This is a genomic window from Bradyrhizobium sp. USDA 4501 (assembly GCF_054062115.1).
This window is the reverse complement of record NZ_JBSSEX010000001.1, coordinates 4,796,808-4,816,353: the sequence shown is the minus strand read 5'-3', so window position 1 is coordinate 4,816,353 and position 19,546 is coordinate 4,796,808. Positions and strand designations below refer to the sequence as shown.

The window sequence follows — 19,546 nt, the reverse complement described above, 5'->3', positions numbered from 1 at the left end:
TTCTACGCACCCAGCGAGAGCAGCTTCTGAAGCTCGTCACGCTCAAATTCTCGTTCGAGCAAAGCAATAGAAGTTTCGCGAGCGAGGTCAGCCAGTATTGGTTTTGCGAAGACCGTCGTCAGCGGCAGCTCGACACCCAGCGCCTGCGACAGCCGGCTCATCAGCTGTACCGCCAACAGCGAGTGCCCGCCCAGTTCGAAGAAGTGGTCGTGCCGTCCGATGCGCTCGACACCGAGCAGCTCGGCCCAGATCGTGGCCAGCGCGGTCTCGATCTCGCCCTGCGGCGGCTCATAGGCGCGATGCGCATACGCCTCGTCGTCCGGCGCCGGCAGCGCGTTGCGGTCGAGCTTGCCGTTCACCGTCAGCGGCAGCGCCGCCAGCCGCACGAACGCACCCGGCACCATGTAGTCCGGCAGCCGCGCACTCAAGTGCGCGCGCAAGGCGCCGGCCAGCTCGCCGCCATCCTGTCCGTTCGAAGCTGCCTCAGGCGCACACACCACATAGCCGACAAGGTGCTTGTCGCCGCGGCCATCCTCGCGCGCCACCACCACCGCCTCGCGCACCCAGGCGTGCTCGCAAAGCCGCGCCGCGATCTCGCCCGGCTCGATCCGGTAGCCGCGGATCTTCACCTGCTCGTCGTTGCGCCCCAAAAACTCCAGATTGCCGTCCGGCAGATAGCGTGCCAGGTCGCCGGTCTTGTACAGCCGGTCGCCCTCGACAAAGGGGCTGGCGATGAACCGCTCCGCCGTCAGCTCAGGGCGGTTCAGATAGCCGCGCGCCACCCCCGCCCCGCCAATGCAGAGCTCCCCCACCGCCCCGAACGGCACCAGCCCGCCATGACCATCCAGCAGATAGATCCGAAGATCGGGAATGCGCCTTCCGATCTGACTGCCCGAATCGGTAGTGTCAGACTGATCAAGAGACCGATAGGTGACATGCACGGTCGTTTCCGTAATACCGTACATGTTGATCAGTTGTGGTGCGCGATCTGAATGCCTTGCATACCATGGCTTCAGAATCGATGGCTCCAGAGCCTCTCCACCAAAAATAACGTAGCGAAGGCGGTGTCGAGCACCGCTCTGACGCTCCAGATCCACAAGAGCTTTAAAAGCCGAAGGGGTCTGATTCAGAACTGTAACGCCGGACTTGCAGATGAGATCATCGAAGTCAGGAGCAGAGCGAGCGGTGTCGCTCGGCACAAGAATCAAACGACCGCCATAACGCAGTGCGCCCCACAACTCCCACACTGAGAAGTCGAACGAGAAGGAATGGAACAGGCACCATACGTCCTGTTCAGTGAAACCATACCATTCCTGCGTCGCCTCGAACAAACGAACAATCTGAGCATGCTCGACCATGACGCCCTTGGGCGTACCGGTGGATCCCGAGGTGTAGATCACGTAGGCGAGATGGCGGGAGGTGAGGCCGAGCGCGCGCGGGTCCGGATCCGACGCCGGCAGGCTGGCCCACGCCGGTGCCGCCGCAGCGAGCTCCACCACGCTCGCATCGACGCCCACATCGCCCAAGGCGGCGCGGCCGGCCGCATCGGCCAGCAGCAGCCGCGGCGCCGCATCCGCGAGCACCTGGCGCAGCCGCGCCGACGGATAGGCCGGGTCCAGCGGCACATACGCCCCGCCGGCCTTCAGGATCGCCAAAAGCCCCACCACCATCAGCGGACTGCGCGCAGCGCAGATCGCCACCGGCTGGTCCGGCCCGACCCCGAGGGCGATCAGATGATGCGCCAGCCGGTTGGCCTGCGCGTTGAGCGCGCCATAGCTCACGCGCTCGGCCCCGCACACCAGCGCCACCGCATCCGGCGCCTCGTGCACCTGCGCCTCGAACAGCTGGTGGATGCACTTGTCCGCAGGATACGGCGCCGCCGTCCGGTTCAGCTCCTCCAGCAGATAGGTGCGCTCCGCAGCCGGCAGGATGTCCAGCTCGCGCACCGGCGTGTCCGGCGCCCGCTCCAGCGCCTCTGCCAGCTGCTCCAGCGCCCGCTGCATGTAGCCGCAGACCCGATCCGCACAGACCCCTTCCGCCACCTGCGCCGTCAGCCCGAGCGCCTCGCCAAAATCCTCCACCGACAAGGTCAGCGGATAATTGGTGCGCTCCTCCCCGCCCAGCCATTCCACGCCCACCAGACTGTCATCGATTGCGGTGGCGACCGCCGCGGTGTTGTGGCGGTAGTTCAACAGCGCGCTGAACAGCGGCGCCGGCGCCGCAACGCCGCTGCAGCGCTGCGCCAGCGCCAGCGAGGCATGCTCATGGGCCAAGAGCTCGGCCAGCCGGGCATGCGTGGTCCGCACGCTCGCCTCGACCGCGGTCCCGTCAAGATCAAGCCGCAGCGGCAGCGTGTTGATGAACAGCCCCATGGCGCGGTCGGCGCCGGCGTTGCCCTGCAGGCGGCCGAACAGCACCGTGCCGAACACCACCTGCTCGCGGCCGCTGCTGCGCGCCACCACCTGCCCCCACGCCAGATGGCACAGGCTCGCCAGACTCACGCCCAGCCGCCGCGCCTGGTCCCGCAGCCGCGCATGGAGCGCCGGCGGCAGCATCCGATGCGCCTCACGAACCCCGCCGCCGTCGCCGCGCACCTCGCTCAAGCCGAACGGCGTGGTCGGCTCGTCGATGTCGGCCAGCAGCTCCCGGAAGAACGCTTCGTCCGCCTCGGCATCACCGCCGAGATGCGCCTGCGCCACCAGATTGCGGAACGGCTGCGGCGCCGGCAGCTCATGCGCCCGCCCCTCCAGCTCAGCCCGGACCTCGGCATGCATCACGTCCAGCGTGGTGTGATCCCCGATCAGATGATGCTGCAGCTCCAGCAGCAGCCAGCGCGCGCTGCCGGGCTCGCGCGCAATCACAAACCGCAGCAGTGGCGCCCGGCCGAGCTCGATGCGGTGCCGGCGCGGATCAAACCGATCCTTAAGCTGCGCGGTGCCAGCGCCATGAGCGCCATCCAGCTCGACCTCGGTCACCTCCAGTTGCGCCTTCCGCCACACCACCTGGGCCGGCCGCGACAGCCCCTCCCAGACAAACGACGTGCGCAGGATGTCGTGCCGATCCACCACCCGCTGCACCGCGGCAAGATAGCGCTCGAGCAGCCCACGCTCGGCAAACGCCATCTGCGACACCAATAGGTACGGATCGCCCTTTGCCGCCAGCAGATGATGGAACAGGATGCCGTCCTGCAGCGGCGACAGGCCGTAAATGTCCTGGATGTTGCCAACCCCGCCGGGCACCGTGGCGACGATCCGCTCGATCTCGTCCTGCGTCAGCTCGATCAGCGGCAGCATCTGTGGCGTGATCGCCGCACTCCGTTCGGTGATCAGGTTGGCCGGGACCGCCACCTCGTGATGACGGCCCAGGCTTGCGGCCAGATCTGCCAGCACCGGCTTGGCGAACAGGGTGCGCACCTCAATGCCCAGCGACCGCCGCCGCAAACGCTCGATCAGCTGCACCGCCAGCAGCGAGTGCCCGCCCAGTTCGAAGAAGTGGTCGTGGCGCCCGATGCGCTCGACACCGAGCAGCTCGGCCCAGATCGTGGCCAGCGCGGTCTCGATCTCGCCCTGCGGCGGCTCATAGGCGCGATGCGCATACGCCTCGTCGTCCGGCGCCGGCAGCGCGTTGCGGTCGAGCTTGCCGTTCACCGTCAGCGGCAGCGCCGCCAGCCGCACGAACGCACCCGGCACCATGTAGTCCGGCAGCCGCGCACCTAAATGTGCGCGCAAGGTACCGGCCAGCTCGCCGCCATCCTGTCCGTTCGAAGCTGCCTCAGGCGCACACACCACATAGCCGACAAGGTGCTTGTCGCCGCGGCCATCCTCGCGCGCCACCACCACCGCCTCGCGCACCCAGGCGTGCTCGCAAAGCCGCGCCGCGATCTCGCCCGGCTCGATCCGGAAGCCGCGGATCTTCACCTGCTCGTCGTTGCGCCCCAAAAACTCCAGATTGCCGTCCGGCAGATAGCGTGCCAGGTCGCCGGTCTTGTACAGCCGGTCGCCCTCGACAAAGGGGCTGGCGATGAACCGCTCCGCCGTCAGCTCAGGGCGGTTCAGATAGCCGCGCGCCACCCCCGCCCCGCCAATGCAGAGCTCCCCCACCGCCCCGAACGGCACCAGCCCGCCATGATCATCCAGCAGATAGATCCGCGTGTTCGCAATCGGACGGCCAATCGGGACGATGGCCTCATCAAACTCAGCCGGGCAGCTCCAGGATGTAACGTCGATCGCGGCCTCAGTCGGACCGTAGAGATTGTGCAGGGCCGTCCAGGGCAATACGCGCCGAACCCTATGCACACTGGCGGCAGGAAACGCCTCGCCGCTGCATAAAACGCGCCGTAGCGATGTGCAGCGGTCAACACTCTTCTGCATCCAAAAAGCTGACCAGCATGGATGGCACGAAGTGAACCGTCGTGATGCGCTGGCTTACGATCAAGTCGACCAATGCATCGGGATCTCTGTGCGCACCGGGCGGCGCCAGTACCAGCGTTGCTCCTTCAAGCAAAGTCCAAAAGAACTCCCAGGCCGAGACATCGAAGCTAAATGGCGTCTTCTGCAACACGACGTCTGTTGCCTTCAGACCATAGGTGTTCTGCATCCAGATCAGGCGGTTAACGATAGCCCGATGTTCATTCTGTGCCCCTTTGGGCGTGCCCGTGGATCCCGAGGTGTAGATCACGTAGGCGAGATTGCGGGAGGTCAGGCCGAGCACGCGCGGGTCCGGATCCGACGCCGGCAGATTTGCCCATTCCGGTGTCGCCGCCGCCAGATCGACTACCGTCACATCGGCGCCCACATCGCCCAGCGCGGCGCGGCCGGCCGCGTCGGCCAGCAGCAGCCGCGGCGCCGCATCCGCGAGCACCTGGCGCAGCCGCGCCGACGGATAGGCCGGGTCCAGCGGCATATACGCCCCGCCGGCCTTCAGGATCGCCAAAAGCCCCACCACCATCAGCGGACTGCGCGCAGCGCAGATCGCCACCGGCTGGTCCGGCCCGACCCCGAGGGCGATCAGATGATGCGCCAGCCGGTTGGCCTGCGCGTTGAGCGCGCCATAGCTCACGCGCTCGGCCCCGCACACCAGCGCCACCGCATCCGGCGCCTTGTGCACCTGCGCCTCGAACAGCTGGTGGATGCACTTGTCCGCAGGATACGGCGCCGCCGTCCGGTTCAGCTCCTCCAGCAGATAGGTGCGCTCGGCGGTCGGCAGCAGCTCAATCCGGTGGACCTCTTGCTGCGCATCGGCAACCATCGCCCGCAGCAGCGCCAGCAGATAATCCCGCTGCCGCTCGATCGTCGCCTGATCAAACAGCGCCGTGGCATAGCCCAGCGTCCCGGCGATCACCTCACCCTGCTCGCCAAGGCTCAGCTCCAGATCGAACTTGATCTGGTCGTACCCGTCCCCGGCCGCCTCCACACTCAGCCCCGGCAGGTCCAATGACCCAACCGCATTGTTCTCCCAGGCCAGCATCACCTGGAACAACGGCGTGTGATCCAGCGACCGCGGCGGCTGCACGATCTCCACCACCTGCTCGAACGGCAGGTCCTGGTGCTCCTGCGCTCCCAGGGCCGTGCGCCGCGTCCGCTCCAACAGCTCCGACACGCTCGGCTCGCCCGACAGGTCCAGCCGGAGCGCCAGGGTGTTGACGAAGAAGCCGATCAGCCCTTCGATCTCGCGACGGCCCCGATTGGCGCTCGGCACGCCGATCACAAGATCGTCCTGCCCCGACAGACGCGACAGCACCGCCGCCCAGGCTGCCAGCACCGTCATGAACAATGTCGTGCCATGCTGCCGGCTCAGCCGCTTCAGCGCCCGCGTCAGATCCGCATCGATGACGATCGGGACCGTCGCCCCCGCAAACGACTGCTGCGCCGGCCGCGGCCGGTCCGTCGGCAGCGCCAGACAGGCCGGCGCGCCGGACAGATGGCTGCGCCAATACTGCGCCTGGCGCTGCAGCCGCGCGCCCGACAGCCACTGCCGCTGCCAGGCGGCATAGTCCGGATACTGCAGCGCAAGCGGCGGCAGCGGATCGTCGTCTCCGGCCACGAATGCCCGGTAAAGCTGAGTGAGCTCGCCCACCAGCACGCCCAGCGACCAGCCGTCCGAGACGATGTGGTGCTGGGTCAGCAGGAACACGCGCACCTCGTCCGACAGCCGGATCAGCCGGCCGCGGATCAGCGGGCCCCGCGCCAGATCGAACGGCGTGCGCGCTTCCTGCTGGCACAGCTGCGACAGCGCGGCGTCCGCATCCAGCCTGCCCCGCAGATCGTGCTCCACGACCGGCAGCCCCGCCTCCTCCGGCAGAAGCTCGACCCGGGGCTTGCCCTCCGAGGTGACAAAGACGCTGCGCAGCGCCTCATGCCGCGCAAACAAACGGTCCAGGCTGCGCTGCCAGGCGCTGCGGTCGAGCCCACCCTTGAGCCGCCACGCCAGCCGAATGTGATAGGTCGTGCCGCCCTGATCCAGCTGCGTCAAAAACCACAGCCGCTGCTGCGCAAACGATGGCGCTAGCGCGGTTTGGCGCCCAACCTTTCGTATCAACGTAGCTTTTCGGCTGCTACTTCGGTTTCTCTCCTTGGCGAGGACTAGAAGCTTGCTCAAGCCTTCTACATCCAGCTCCTCCAAACTGCCCCTAACGATATCGGTCATTTCTACGCACCCAGCGAGAGCAGCTTCTGAAGCTCGTCACGCTCAAATTCTCGTTCGAGCAAAGTAATAGAAGTATCACTGGGCGCTTTCCTCACTTCGACCTCGAACAGCTCTTGAATGCACTTGTTCGAAGGATAAGGCACCCGGTCCGGTTCAACTCCTCCAAAAGATGCGTGCGCTCAGCGGTCGACAGCAGCTCAATCCGCCCAACCGGCTGCTCGGTATCGACCATCAGAGCGCAAATCAAATTTTGCACCATGTGGTTGATCCGATCGGGATCATGCGACTGGCATCAAAGCGGCACCGAAAGCCCCCATCCAGAGCGCAAAACGTCAAACGTCGCAAATCGCCACATAAGGCTGGCTCCGAACTAGCATTCAAAGCTAAATCACTATGCGCAGAACAGCTGTTTGCCGAAATACTGATCCCAATCGGCCTCAGCCGGTCCGATCGTTGCACGTCCACACCTCGCTGTGTCGCGTAGCGCGTAGTAAGATCTCGCGCAAAGCTATCGTGCCCCCTCAGTTGAGCGCATTCGGCTGCGACTGCCCTGCGCACCTCTCCAAAACCATGAGCAAGATTGATGGTGAATTCGATCGGCACGACAATGACATTGTCACGCCCTGCGCACTCGTCCGAGTCACGCCGAGCTCGATCCGATTGAACGTGGAAGAGCTTGGCTTTGAGCTCCTCTCGCTGCCCCAATGCCTCTCCAAGTTTGTACGACTCGCGCATCAGCTATTTGCCTACTATGAACGGATACCGATGGCCTCCCGCCGCCTGTCAGCTTTGATTTGGCTCAATCGAGCAAATTCCATCTGAACTCTTTAGACAGGGGCCGCGATCGTGGTCGTGAGGAATCACTCGCGCATCTCAAGCAACCGACGTGCCAATGGCGCTCTGCGGGCTTTTCTCAAAGAAACAACGCACCTCTCGCTGCGTTGACTGAATACTGCCGTCTTACCGTCGGGCTTGGGACAGCGACGTCTTGAACCAGACACGGCTCAACACAAAAGCTCGGACCGTCAATGGCGACGATCGCCGAGAAGAGCAATTGCTCGAAGATCACCCTTGCTGGTCAGAATGCCTCGCAAGGATTTTCGAGCGTCTCGTCATTGAGTGAGAACATCGAGAGATAGGCACCATGCTCGGTGCTGCCAATCCTGCAAGGACGCGGAGAAAGCATGTTTTCCAGGTTCACGGCCGGATGCCGAAGGACCGCCAGTGTTCAAGCAGACAATACGGCGCAGCGAAGTTCTGCGTTTCTTCGAGAAGCTGCCACCTGGTGGAGATGGACGCATGCGGTAGCGCCCACTAGGCCGTGATCCGCGATGACGGTGACCCATGTTCGCCGCTGAGGTGACGGGCGGCCCGCCCCACGGCAAGCGGGTTGCGCCGGATGGTCCGGCGCCGAACCTCAAGCATGGGGAGCGGGTCTAATGAACGATTGCCGCCGGAAGCTTGGGAAGCCGGATCAGATTGTAGGCTGCAACCAGGACGAACACGAACCACTTGGTCGCGGTCAAGCCATTTTAGAAGCGGACGAACGACTTGGGGGCTCATTACCGGTGAGTTGGCACGGTCCTTGATTGTCGGTCCTTGCTGGCCGGCAGCTGACGACCAGCACCACTGACTTGTTACTTCGAATGGAGACAATAATGACTGACATGTCCGCGTACGGTGTAAGCAGTTTAGCTCCTCGAGAAGCAGCCGCAACGTCGGGAGGTTGCTTCTCTCGCGAACAGGCTGAGGAACTGCTTTCGCATTGCCAGCCCATCACCCCTTGGCGGGAGCCACTTCCGCCCGGGGCTCGATCACTTCCGCCCGGGTTTCTAAAACCAAAACGGTGAAGGGGACCAGCAGAGCGGAACCACTTAGTTGGAAAGTGACTACCCGTGGGCATGGTCCGCGCGTCGGCGTTGTCTATCATGTCCACGGCCCTGGCGGCCGGCATCCGTTCGCGTGCGCGAACCGTGCGCTTGGTCAAGGGCGATCGTTGTTGGGTGATCCAACTCGCGACCCGCCCCTGGTCTCTCGGCATTGTCCTTGAGATAAGGTGAGTAGCGCGGGCATCTCAGCCCATTGCTAGAACCAACATTGGCATACTCCCACCAAGCCACCTTGGATCGCTTGGGTTCCCACGCAGCACATTCATCGCCGCACTGGCAAGATCATGAATTCGACCGGAGCGAGTCTCCGTATCCCGGACGATGTGCGAGGTCAGACCACCGATCAGGGCTCGATACTGTATTGGCACGGCGTTCACCGGGCAGTCGCCAGCAGTGGCATCGCCATCAGGAAGGTAAAGTTGGCTCGGTAGGACAATGCTGCCTTCAACGGCTAGGCAAAGTGTCACCCGAGGGGGTCTCTCTACGAGCCTACGAAGTGTTGACGAGGCGCGACATAGCATCGGCCAAGCACCCGAATTTTACAACGGCCGACGTCCTCATTCAAATAGTAGACGGGGGGTATAATGACGACCAAGACGAGATGCAGATCGACGCTACACTGAACGCAAAGATCGCGCTGGAGACGGCGCAGGAGGCAATGGCGACCGAACTGGCCCTGCGCCTGGAAGTAGCAACTGCTGAACCGGGGCCGTGCTTTTGACGCGGGCTTCGGCGAGAGATCGAGAACGTCAACTCAACAACACTGTTGATTTGGATCGACGGCCTACCAAGGCCCGGCGGCGCATTGAGGACACGTCTAGTGCGGCGTTCAAAAGCCGACGGTCACTTTCGCTTTCTCGGACGCAGGATATCTCATGTCTTGTACTCGTCCATCCTCCTACAGGCTATTTAGCAACCGGTTCTCCAGGGTGAAGTCGGCCACGACTTCCTTCAGCGGCGAACAACCTACATTGTCGCGCGTCAGACATGGCGATGTTCCTCCAAGCAGCATGGAAAGGGTTTCCGCTTTCTCAGAGCAGTTGGCACGATTCTTGATATCCCTCTGCGTGCGAGTCGGCGGCGCCGACGCGCATCGTTTATCGACAATAGAAAGGAGCAATCGTGGAAAAACGAGCAACGATGAAAATCGACCTGCTAGCCTACGGCGTAACCGAATTATCCCCTGAAGAAGCAGCGGCAACTTTAGGCGGCTCGTTCTGGAAGATTTTCGATAGGATCGTTCAAACAGTGGTCAGCGTTACGACCTTGGTAATCGGTGCAGTAATTGGCGTTGGAATGATTCGCGGGCGCGGTGGTCGCCATCTTTAATGATGATGGCTAAAGCCTTATCACCGCAATCAGAGTGCGACGCTGGTCGGTGCACCACTTAAGCAGCGACCAGCCCCACTCGATCAGAGTTTCCATGGAGGCCGCCAATCGTCAATAGGAATACACGTCTAGGAATACACGTCTAGGAATACACGTCTGCAATGACCAATATCCTGCTCCCTCCTGAAATGATCAACTTCACTGCAGAGAGCATCCTGTCGCGAGAATCTGGACGATCTTTGGCGATCTACAAGATCATTGTGTCTTCTGTCGTTGCGGCGTTGCTGGCGCTGCCAGTCATAACGGTCACGCTGTCAGTTCAAAGTGCCGGTGCGATTCGTCCTACCATCGAGAAGACTCCTCTGATCACGCCCGCCTCCGGGCGCATCTCACGCGTACTCGCAGTTGAGAACGATATTGTTGCACAAGGCGCAGAAATCCTCGCTCTTGACGATAAGGTCATTCAAGAGAAGATCAGTGTGCTCTCTGGCGAAATTCGTGCGAAGAACGATCGCACCGCTGATCTCCAGACCATGATCTCGTTCGGTGCGCAGGCGGACGCGCCCATCCCTCTGCGGACCGAATCCGCCAGGGCCGAGTGGCTGCATTTTCTCAACTTGTTGCGGGAGAACCAATATGCCCGCAGGAATGCCGCCGCAGAACTCGAACGTGCTCAGCGTCTCGTCTCGGTTGCCGCCGCGCCCGCAAAGTCAATTGAGGAAAAGGCTTTCGCTCTCCAGAGCCTTGAGGCGAGAGGGGAGATCCTCGCCCGGAGCAAATCCGCCGACTGGAACCAGCAGCTCTTCGACACTAATCTGCGCCTGAGAGAACTAACAGCCAACTTGCATCAGCTCGAGAACGAACGCGATCTGACTATCATCCGTGCCCCCGTGTCAGGGGCTATCGAGCAATTCGCCGGCCTTACGCCCGGAAGCTACGTCCAGGCGGGGCAAACCGTCGGCTGGATCTCGCCCGACCGCGAACTGGTGGCAGAAATCTACGTTCCGTCCAAAGACATCGGTTTCGTACAGCCCGGCCAGCCGGTGCGGCTCCAGGTCGATGCTTTCAACTACAATCAATGGGGTATGATCGACGCGACAGTGCTAGACGTGGCGCAGGACTTCACCCTGCATGACAAGAATCCGGTGTTCAAGGTCCGCTGCGCGCTCTCTCGAAATTACCTCGAGCTCACAAACGGGATAATTGGTCATCTGAAGAAGGGCATGACCGTGCGCGGCCGCTTTCTCGTGGCGAAGCGCACACTCCTGCAACTACTCTACAACGAGATCGATGATTGGCTTAACCCGCTCCTGTCAGCTCGCTAGTTAGATTTTCTAAGGGGCCAGTGAGCCGCCATGTCGAGTCCGATCCCTAAGTTCAAGCAGCGCGACATCACGGATTGCGGGGTTGCCAGCCTTGCTTCCGTTGGAGCCTTCTATGGCTGCAAGTTGCCACTGTCGCTCATCCGCCAGTATGCCTCGACCGACCGCTCTGGTACCAGCGTGTCGGGTCTCCTCCAAGCGGCTCAAAAGCTCGGCTTCATTGCCAAGGGCGTCAAAGGTGGCTTCGACAGCTTGTACAAGATTCCCAAGCCCGCCATCGCGCATGTGGTCGTTAAGGAGGTCCTGCACCACTTCGTAGTCGTTCAGGCGATCGATCAGAGGTGGGTCACCATCATGGACCCAGCGTATGGAGAGATCCGCAAGCTATCGCACGAGGAATTCAAGACGCAATGGACTGGCGTCCTGTTGCTCATGGTTCCGGCAGACACCTTCAAGCGCCGCGACGAGACCACCTCCCCACTTCTCCGCTTTGCCCGACTGCTTGCGCCCCACCAAGCCGCGCTAACGCAGGCCCTCGTCGGCGCACTGATGACGACCCTCCTCGGCCTCTCGACGACGATCTACATCCAAAAGATTGTCGATCATGTTATCACAGCAGGAAACCGCAATTTGCTCAATCTCATGAGCGTCGTGATGCTGCTGATCCTTGTGCCGCAGATCCTGATCAATTTCCTGCGAAACCGGCTCGTCCTGCAAACGGGGCAAAAGATCGATCTCCACTTGATCCTAGGCTACTACAATCACATCCTAAGCCTGCCCCAGAAGTTTTTTGATGGCATGCGTACGGGAGAAATCATCTCCCGCATGAACGACGCGGTCAAGATCAGAAGCTTTCTGAACGACGTCTCGATCACCTTATTTGTTGATGTGCTGGTGATCCTGTTCTCCTTTGGGCTGATGTTCGTCTACTCATGGAAAATCGCTTTGGTCGTGGCGGGCTCCGTCCCACTATACCTCTTCATTTATTGGACCATGAACCGGCTGAATAGCAAGCGCGAGCGCGCCATTATGGAGAATGCGGCCGATCTGGAGGCGCAGGTGGTAGAATCACTCGGAGCCATCTCCACGATCAAGGCTTTCGGAATAGAGAGCTATGCCGGCCTTAAGTTTGAGACTCGCTTTGTCAAGACCCTGCACTCCGTCTACAGGGCCGGCGTCATCTCAATCGTCGGAGACAATGCATCGATCTTCCTCTCTACCCTATTCACCATCGTGCTGATGTGGTTCGGTGCAACGCTTGCCCTCGATCAGACCATTACGCCCGGCGAGTTACTGTCCTGCTATGCGTTGCTCGGCCATATCACCGGCCCGGTTACAAGCCTAATTCACGCCAACAGGATTGTTCAGGATGCCATTATCGCGGCGGATCGCCTGTTCGAGATATTCGACCTTGATCCAGCAGGGAGCGGCGGCATTAATGCCACGACGTCCGATGTTGGCGACATTCATCTGGAGAACGTCACGTTCCGCCATGGCGCCCAGCCGGAGCTTTTTAAGGATTTCAGCGTCACCTTCCGGCGAGGGGAGATCACGGCCGTGGTCGGAGAAAGCGGCTCGGGCAAAAGTTCGCTTGCTGCCCTGCTGCAAAATGTGTACCCGCTTGAGGGTGGACGCATCCGCATCGGCTCCTATAAGCTCCAAGACCTCTCGGCTGAATCCCTGCGCAAGATTGTTGCCGCGGTACCGCAATCAGTGGACGTGTTCTCGGCCTCAGTCATAGAGAACATCGCGCTTGGCGAGTTCGAACCGAACACCGGGAAGATAGTGCACATCTGCGATCAAATCGGTCTGCGTGACGTGATCGAGCGCTGGCCAGGTGGCTACCAGGCCTATCTGGGCGAGAACGGCGTACGCCCTTCGGGCGGAGAGAAGCAGCGCCTAGCGTTGGCTCGAGCTTTGTACCGCGATCCAGAGGTCCTAATCCTCGACGAGGCGACCGCCTCTCTCGACCCCGTCGCCGAGACATTTGTCATACGGGCGATTGAGGAACTGCGTCAGGCCGGCAAGATCATCGTCGTTATCTCTCATCGACTCAACACGATTTGCGGAGCCGATAAGATCGTCGTCTTGGATAAGGGACGTGTTGTTGCGGAGGGAAGGCATGCTGATCTGCTGACAGCTGAAGGTGCTTACGCTCGCTTGTGGCGGGCGCAGACCGGATCCAGCTAAACGCTCGTGCATTACGCTGGCGGCCGCAGCAACGGCTGCATCAGTTGGACGCCATTGGATGCCGGGCAGGTCATCGCGACCGTGAAGGCAATCCGACGACGCTACCTGGGCTCGCTTTCTGGGGCTATCGTGCCCAGCGACCGAGAGGGAAAGGAGATAAGTGACATTGGGTTACCCGAGACGAAGCCACGAAAGAAGGCGGTCACGGCCAGTAGAGACGGGCGCTCTAGCTGCCGCACGGGCGCCAAGCTGTCCAGCGCTTACGAAAATGAGACGCTCGGCACGCAAAGCACAGTGCATTACGCCCCCTGAAATTGCACAGCTAATGCAAGAATTCCTCCGACAAACGGGAGATAGATTCCATTTATAGTTCGATTCCCGAAACTCATGGGTCTTTCCGAGTTGACAATCTCGGCTTCGAACACCCCGCTCTGGTCGTCTGTCGTGACGCTGACGTCTTGGAAATCCAAGAAATGTCCAGTTGCCGGCGCATATGATTTGTATACGGCCTCCTTTATTGCGAAGATTAGTTTCGGACCGAAACGACTGCTGGACCACTCCGCACGCTCCATTTCCGCAGGGGTGCATATGATTGGAAGAAGGTCGGCTCCCAGGGGGCCTTCGTCTTCGATATCCAGGCCCAGAGCTAGCACGTCAGTGGAGGCTCCCGCTACGGCTCCGCAATTAGACGAAGAGTGGGAGATGCTCCCGACGGCTCCCGGGGGCCAAAGAGGAGCCCGATCCACTCTCAACAAAATCGGAACAGGAGGGAAACCCCGATGACGCAATGCCTCACGAGCGTGATGCCGTCCCCAAGCAAACTCACGCCAACGACGCAGCGAGACGTTCCCCAACATTTCAGCTTCAGTGGGAAATGGCAGAGGAATCGGATCACGTATTGGTCCGCCCGAAAAACTGATCTCATGCGCCAAAGCTGGGCAGATCGCAGCCCCTAACATGGCGAGCGGTTTCATAGATGGAAGCCCTTGTAAGCCCGTTTAGCATAGCTAGCCAGAGACCCCAAGCAACTCAAGCACTCGGCAACGAGATCATCCTAATCGTCACCGAACAGTTCGACGGCATTGGACAGATAGACCGTGTGTATCGAATGACTTCAAGGCGATCTACGCGACGGCTTTGGAGATCAAAGCGCGCCGCTGATCCAGGCGCCGCACGTTGCCGATCGAGCTTGAGCGTCAGAGTCTCTAATCGCTGTGACCGGCAAGTCTGAGTTCCGCGACATGCTGTTGGAACAGGTGTCATTTAGCCTGCAATATAGGCTCTGAATCACTTTTGGTGCAGTTGTTTACGCGGCGCCGATTACGCATGCCTCGAGCAGATCGATTTTTGCACGTCCATACATCTGACGTTTGACCAGCTTGAGCTTTGTGATTTGACCTTCGGTCTGACCGTTGGACCATGGTTGGATGATCGCGGCTTGAACGGCGTCGCGATCCGCGATGATGCCCTTGGCGAACGAGCTGATTGGACTCTTGCGAACGCGGTGGCGATTCATGGATCAAGGTCGGCAACCTTTTGCTGGCGCATGATTTCGTGGAAACGATCGACCAAGTTGCGGGCCTCGAGCAACGTTGGGACATCGTGCGCAATCTTGGCCATGATCGATGCCTGATCCCTCGGCACTTGATCGCGTTCGATTGTCATAAGCCGCGCAATCTTGCGTGCCGACGGGGTCTTCCTCACCCGCCCGGCCGGATTCGATGACTCATGAGGCGGCGGCGGGTGGCCCATTCAGCGACGCCCCGAAGGGATCCTTGGTATCCCTGTATCCGCAGCTGGCGCCAGAGTTCGGCGTCATTCCGGCAGCCGCCCGTCCAGAGCGCGTCGAGCATCTCGGCGTACGGCTCGAGGATGCTCACGCGGCTGCGGAAGACCCCAGTCCACCGCCTCGAGCAATACGCCGAACCGCCTGGCGTGCAAGGCTGAGTCGGCGGGTAATCTGTTTGATTGGAGTTCCCTGTTCGAGCAGCCGCAACACCGCGTCGACCGTCTTCTTGCGGTGTTGGAAATTCTCCCACCGCCTGCGCTCGGCGGCCGACCAGCGTTTCCAGGGGCTTCAGCGGTTGCCATCAGCGACGAAGATGCCGCTTGCCTTATCAAGGAACACTTCCCCCGGCTCCAGGCAGCGCAGGGGTGTCCGGGGAATGATTCACTGTGTCGCGGTGCATGCTCGGCAGGACCGAGGCAAATCGGTCTTTTCTGGTTGTCGAGACACAGAGGGCCGAGCATGCGATATCGCGGTAGCATTTTTGGAAGGCTGCTTGAACCGATCAATCGACGGCAGTTTCAGACGGTTGTGGATCGTCTGGACGGGGATGCCTACGACAAGTCGTTCAGGAGCTGGGATCATCTGGTGGCGCTGATCTATGCCCAGCTTAGCGGCAACAGCAGTCTGCGCGGGGTAGTGACTGGCTTCAACGCCAATTCGCAGCATCACTATCACTTGGGAACCGGCAAGCTGTCGCGCTCGACGTTGTCCGATGCCAATGCCCGCCGTCCGATCGGCATTTTCGCGCAAACCTTTGCGGCGCTGTCGGCGATGGCGCGTCGCCAGCTGCGGAGTGAAGGCATGGAGATGGTGCGTCTGATCGACGCCAGTCCGATCCCGCTCGGCAAGGTCTGCAGTTGGGCGACGTGGAACGGCCGCATCCGCGGCATGAAGCTGCATGTCGTCTACGACCCAAGGAGCGATGTCCCGACCTGCGTCGAGATGACGGCCGCGAACGTCAATGACATCGAGATCGGCCGACAGACCCCAATCCAGCCCGCCACCACCTATGTGTTTGACAAGGGCTATTGCCGTTTCGACTGGTGGCAGAAGATCAATGATAGCAAGGCTTTCTTCGTTACCCGGGCGAAGACGAGCATCCGTCTTCGCTCGCTCAGGCATCGCGCCATCCGCAAGCGTAACGGGGATGGCTTCGAAATCCTTGCCGATGACGAGGTGAAGCTCACCAGCAAGGGCGATTCGCGCCTTCCAATCCCGCTCCGCCGCATCAAGATCAGACGCGAGAAAGGCGGCAAGATCACACTCCTGACCAACGACCTTGCCCGTAGCGCCGTCGAGATCGCCGCCCTCTACAAGAGCCGATGGCAAATCGAGCTGCTGTTCCGCTGGATCAAGCAGCATCTCGATATTCGCAAGTTCCTCGGCGCCAACGACAACGCGATCCGCCTTCAGGTGCTCGCTGCGATGATTGCCTACCTGCTGCTGCGCATCGCCGCTCACTCCAACTGCATCAAAATGCTCCCGCTCAGGTTCGCCGAACTCGTCGGCCAGCTCCTGCTCACGCGTCGATCCCTCGCTGCCATCGACAAACCTCCGCCCATCAACCCCAGCCGTCGGAAATCAACCATCTCACCTGACCAGATGGAGCTCCGCTATGCCTGAATTTCCCCGGACACCCCTGCAGGCAGCGGAACTTAAATATCGTTCGCTATCGCGTCGTCCCGCCAATCACGAGCAGCTGCTTTCGCTGAAACGCGACCTTCTCACCTACCACAAATGCGTGACGTATGTCTGCGACAAGCGCTATCTGTTGGTGCTCATGTTCGTGAACTACGCCGTCGAACCCTTCTACTACGAACGTGGCATCGACTTTTACGAGAACGGGCAGAATTACGCGATGGCGTCGTTGCTCACGCTGTTCGGCCCTACCTTTTCTCGGACAGCCAGCCTTCGATAACACGCTCGCGGCGTTCCAACATGCCGTCAAGAACAAGACGCCGGAGGCTTTAAGAGCACTTGTTGCCACAGCGCGTGCGACGCGCTGGCGCGAATTCCCGGAGGGCCTGGGACCACTCGCGCAGTATGCCGCACCCGAATGTCGCAGCAATCGCGACGCCAGGCGTGAACACCGATGCAGCGCTGGTAGTGTTGCCGTCGCTCATCAGCCGAATGGAAGTAATGGCAGACGGGCCCTATCGCGTCGAGCACGACCAGTCAAAAAATCTGCTCACTTACCATAACCTGTTGCAGCGTTTCATCGATCACGACCAGGAAATCGAGTTTCGCCAAACCGAGATTACATCACTCAAATTCCCGCTCAAGCTCACCGAGGTCACACAGGTTGATTCCAAGGCGAGTCCAGCAGTGCAACTGGCTGACGTCATGATTGGCGCCGCGATTGAAGCGGCAAACAATATAGCGGGTCTGCGGTCCGGTGGGCTCGATCCCGAAGCGGTGATGTCACTCTATGCCGACCACCAGTTCATCCATATGGTCCCTTCCCTCGACTTCGAGGAACAGCGGCGTTTCGGACAGGGCACTCAGGCCGCCGAACTGATCGACTATTTCTCGGCGAACTTCGATGGCCCGCGCGAAAGCTGATGCGACATATGGCAGATGTGCGTTGGCATGCAGAAGGGGAAAGCCTGCCCCTAGGTCCGAGCCCGTCGGTCGAGGTCTACTCCTTCTGCGGGGCCGGCTGACCCGCAAACGCCCCGCTTGTGACATCTATCTGACTTTCAGAAGCTTCGTCGCCCGGAAGAAGGCCTACGCCGAGGCCCTGATTGATGGCCTTCGTCTCTTCACTAATCCTTATGCCGAACATCCCATTGATCTCGGCTGGTTCGATGATCCCGGCATCCGCATCTTTGCAGCGGAGAAGGACGGCAGCCTACGTATTTCATGTCATCCTGACGGCGATCTTTATGCCCGGCAGGTGCACAACCTCATTGGGCGGTCATCAGGGTAGGCGTGAGCCAGGCGGGCAAAGAGCACACGCAATTTGCCGGCCCGGATCACGAAAGCCTCCCGGAAGAACACCCGCCAAAATGCAGCTCGGCGATTGTAGCGAACCTCGACGGGCAATTCGTGCATCCGGATTGTCCGTCCAGGTCAAGGCGCCAGTTCCACCAGCAGTTCATTGAGGACCGCTGCCAAACCGGACGCGCGGATGAGTGGTCGGACGCCAATGGTCCGCAGCTTTGGCACTGCTCGGTGATAAACTGCAAGATTGGTTTGACCGTTCAGCCGAGAGGGATAGATGATCCCGTCGGGCTGATCGGGGTGCTCGTGCCAGGCGAGGGACCACTTTCGCGCTAGCGTCTGCGCTGAGGCACGGGCAACATCGGTCGGAACACCCATGCGGATAGCGCAATCGTTCCGCAGGTCGACCATCGTCAAGGCCGAGGTGACCTCGATCTCCGCATAGTTCCGCTCATGGAGTTCATCCTCGCCCAGGAGCAGCGAGCCGTCCGCACCATCGCGCCGGTCGCGCAACACGGCCTCAAGGAAGCACACCTTCAGCGTATCGCCGAGGTACAACACACCGAAACGATTGGCGTCGATGCGGCGTCGCGGATCGCTGAATCGGCTGGGCGATTTTCCGTATCCGAGCGGGTCCGGATAACGCCCAAGATAGATTCGTCCGAACCTCTCCCCTGTCGCCACGGTACGGAGTTCGAGTCGCGACTTCGCCGGTGGTTCCTTGCCAGCCACCTAGCGAAAATCTCCTCGCCCGACGCTCTCTGCCGCCGCAAGCAGGGCTTCCCCCTGCCCGCGCTCCAGGGCCTCTCGACCCGTCAAGCCGTCAAGTTCATCGTGGGGCTGTACGAGAAAACGGAAGATGGCCCAAGGTCCACCAAGCCGTTCCCGCAAGGCCGGCAGCTCGGGATAGGGTTTTCCATCACGGTTGAGCTGCCAAACCGGGAAGCGGAAGCCGCGTTTTGCGCCGTCCAATCCGAGAAGTTGTCCGTTTTGTCGCTTGGTGTTGATCGTTACGCGCGTTGTGTGCAGCAACTCGGCAAGCTCGTCGGCACTGCGCATGTCTTTGCCAGAGAGGATCTCCGCGGCCCTGATCCGACCGCGGTCACGCGCCGCAGCCAAAGCCCGATCGAGCTCCAGGCCGCTTTCGTCATCTATTTCGACATCTTCTTTGGAGGTCACCTGCTCTAGGGGCGCGGCGACAGCGTTGCCGGTTGGATCGACGTTGACGCGGAAGCTGAAGGGATGCCCCTCTTTGGTGCTCTTTTCGAGGGCTTCGCCGTAACGCTCGATCAGCAGGCGCACGTATTTCGGGTTCATGGCCATCGCCTTGGCGGCACTGCTGGACGCATTGACCTTGATGTCCCGGACAGGCCTCGATAGCAGTCCCTTCAGGTCTGTCATAAAGGACATGGTGAGCAGCGCCTTGGGCCTGCGAACCC

Annotated in this window: 10 protein-coding genes and 3 pseudogenes; 7 read left to right on the top strand and 6 right to left on the bottom strand. The window is 61.0% G+C overall.

The genetic code is table 11. From position 1 onward, the window contains the following. Window positions 1–80: 80 nt before the first annotated feature. A pseudogene (locus tag ACVWZM_RS22010) lies at window positions 81–6,645 on the bottom strand (amino acid adenylation domain-containing protein); the annotation flags it as partial. A gap of 570 nt (window positions 6,646–7,215) precedes the next feature. Between ACVWZM_RS22010 and ACVWZM_RS22005 the strand changes: the two are divergent. The 4 genes from ACVWZM_RS22005 (at window position 7,216) to ACVWZM_RS21990 (ending at window position 13,375) form a co-directional block, all read left to right on the top strand. Beyond that, window positions 7,216–7,467 (top strand): hypothetical protein, encoded by a 252-nt coding sequence (locus ACVWZM_RS22005; RefSeq protein WP_456854744.1) that lies wholly within the window; start codon window positions 7,216–7,218, stop codon window positions 7,465–7,467. A gap of 2,207 nt (window positions 7,468–9,674) precedes the next feature. Beyond that, window positions 9,675–9,863: a hypothetical protein gene (locus ACVWZM_RS22000; RefSeq protein WP_456854742.1), complete on the top strand. Its 189-nt coding sequence runs from the start codon at window positions 9,675–9,677 to the stop codon at window positions 9,861–9,863. A gap of 239 nt (window positions 9,864–10,102) precedes the next feature. Then, entirely contained in the window at window positions 10,103–11,188 is a 1,086-nt protein-coding gene (locus ACVWZM_RS21995) for an HlyD family secretion protein (protein ID WP_456856741.1), read from the top strand. Between the two features lie 30 nt (window positions 11,189–11,218). Continuing rightward, entirely contained in the window at window positions 11,219–13,375 is a 2,157-nt protein-coding gene (locus tag ACVWZM_RS21990; protein ID WP_456854740.1) for a peptidase domain-containing ABC transporter, read from the top strand. Between the two features lie 299 nt (window positions 13,376–13,674). Here the strand turns inward: ACVWZM_RS21990 and ACVWZM_RS21985 are convergent, their stop codons facing one another. The 3 genes and pseudogenes from ACVWZM_RS21985 to ACVWZM_RS21975 form a co-directional block, all read right to left on the bottom strand. Beyond that, the gene (locus ACVWZM_RS21985; RefSeq protein WP_456856740.1) at window positions 13,675–14,232 is read right to left on the bottom strand and encodes a 4'-phosphopantetheinyl transferase family protein; all 558 of its coding nucleotides are present in this window, start codon (window positions 14,230–14,232) and stop codon (window positions 13,675–13,677) included. Between the two features lie 449 nt (window positions 14,233–14,681). After that, a pseudogene (locus ACVWZM_RS21980) lies at window positions 14,682–14,873 on the bottom strand (transposase); the annotation flags it as partial. 378 nt (window positions 14,874–15,251) lie between these two features. After that, window positions 15,252–15,377, bottom strand: a pseudogene (locus ACVWZM_RS21975) (helix-turn-helix domain-containing protein); the annotation flags it as partial. A gap of 246 nt (window positions 15,378–15,623) precedes the next feature. Between ACVWZM_RS21975 and ACVWZM_RS21970 the strand changes: the two are divergent. The 3 genes from ACVWZM_RS21970 to ACVWZM_RS21960 all read left to right on the top strand — a co-directional run bounded on the left by ACVWZM_RS21970 (window position 15,624) and on the right by ACVWZM_RS21960 (window position 17,726). Next, entirely contained in the window at window positions 15,624–16,787 is a 1,164-nt protein-coding gene (locus tag ACVWZM_RS21970) for an IS4 family transposase (RefSeq protein ID WP_253590589.1), read from the top strand. Then, on the top strand, window positions 16,780–17,082 hold the full coding sequence (locus ACVWZM_RS21965) for a hypothetical protein (RefSeq protein ID WP_456854738.1): 303 nt from the start codon (window positions 16,780–16,782) through the stop codon (window positions 17,080–17,082). Before ACVWZM_RS21970 ends, ACVWZM_RS21965 begins: the two co-directional genes overlap by 8 nt. Window positions 17,083–17,246: 164 nt before the next feature. Next, window positions 17,247–17,726: a hypothetical protein gene (locus ACVWZM_RS21960; RefSeq protein ID WP_456854736.1), complete on the top strand. Its 480-nt coding sequence runs from the start codon at window positions 17,247–17,249 to the stop codon at window positions 17,724–17,726. A gap of 510 nt (window positions 17,727–18,236) precedes the next feature. On the opposite strand, the gene ACVWZM_RS21955 is transcribed toward ACVWZM_RS21960, so the two are convergent. Together ACVWZM_RS21955 and ACVWZM_RS21950 are read right to left on the bottom strand one after the other, a co-directional pair. Further along, window positions 18,237–18,839: an RES family NAD+ phosphorylase gene (locus ACVWZM_RS21955; protein ID WP_456854734.1), complete on the bottom strand. Its 603-nt coding sequence runs from the start codon at window positions 18,837–18,839 to the stop codon at window positions 18,237–18,239. Beyond that, entirely contained in the window at window positions 18,840–19,508 is a 669-nt protein-coding gene (locus ACVWZM_RS21950) for an XRE family transcriptional regulator (RefSeq protein WP_456856739.1), read from the bottom strand. Window positions 19,509–19,546: the final 38 nt, after the last annotated feature.

Excerpts from the sequence above, each read along its gene's own strand:
- ACVWZM_RS22000 (WP_456854742.1), top strand. The coding sequence starts at position 9,675 with ATGAAAATCGACCTGCTAGCCTACGGCGTAACCGAATTATCCCCTGAA.
- ACVWZM_RS22005 (WP_456854744.1), top strand. The coding sequence starts at position 7,216 with ATGAGCAAGATTGATGGTGAATTCGATCGGCACGACAATGACATTGTC.
- ACVWZM_RS21970 (WP_253590589.1), top strand. The coding sequence starts at position 15,624 with ATGCGATATCGCGGTAGCATTTTTGGAAGGCTGCTTGAACCGATCAAT.
- ACVWZM_RS21985 (WP_456856740.1), bottom strand. The coding sequence starts at position 14,232 with ATGTTGGGGAACGTCTCGCTGCGTCGTTGGCGTGAGTTTGCTTGGGGA.
- ACVWZM_RS21950 (WP_456856739.1), bottom strand. The coding sequence starts at position 19,508 with ATGACAGACCTGAAGGGACTGCTATCGAGGCCTGTCCGGGACATCAAG.
- ACVWZM_RS21990 (WP_456854740.1), top strand. The coding sequence starts at position 11,219 with ATGTCGAGTCCGATCCCTAAGTTCAAGCAGCGCGACATCACGGATTGC.
- ACVWZM_RS21965 (WP_456854738.1), top strand. The coding sequence starts at position 16,780 with ATGCCTGAATTTCCCCGGACACCCCTGCAGGCAGCGGAACTTAAATAT.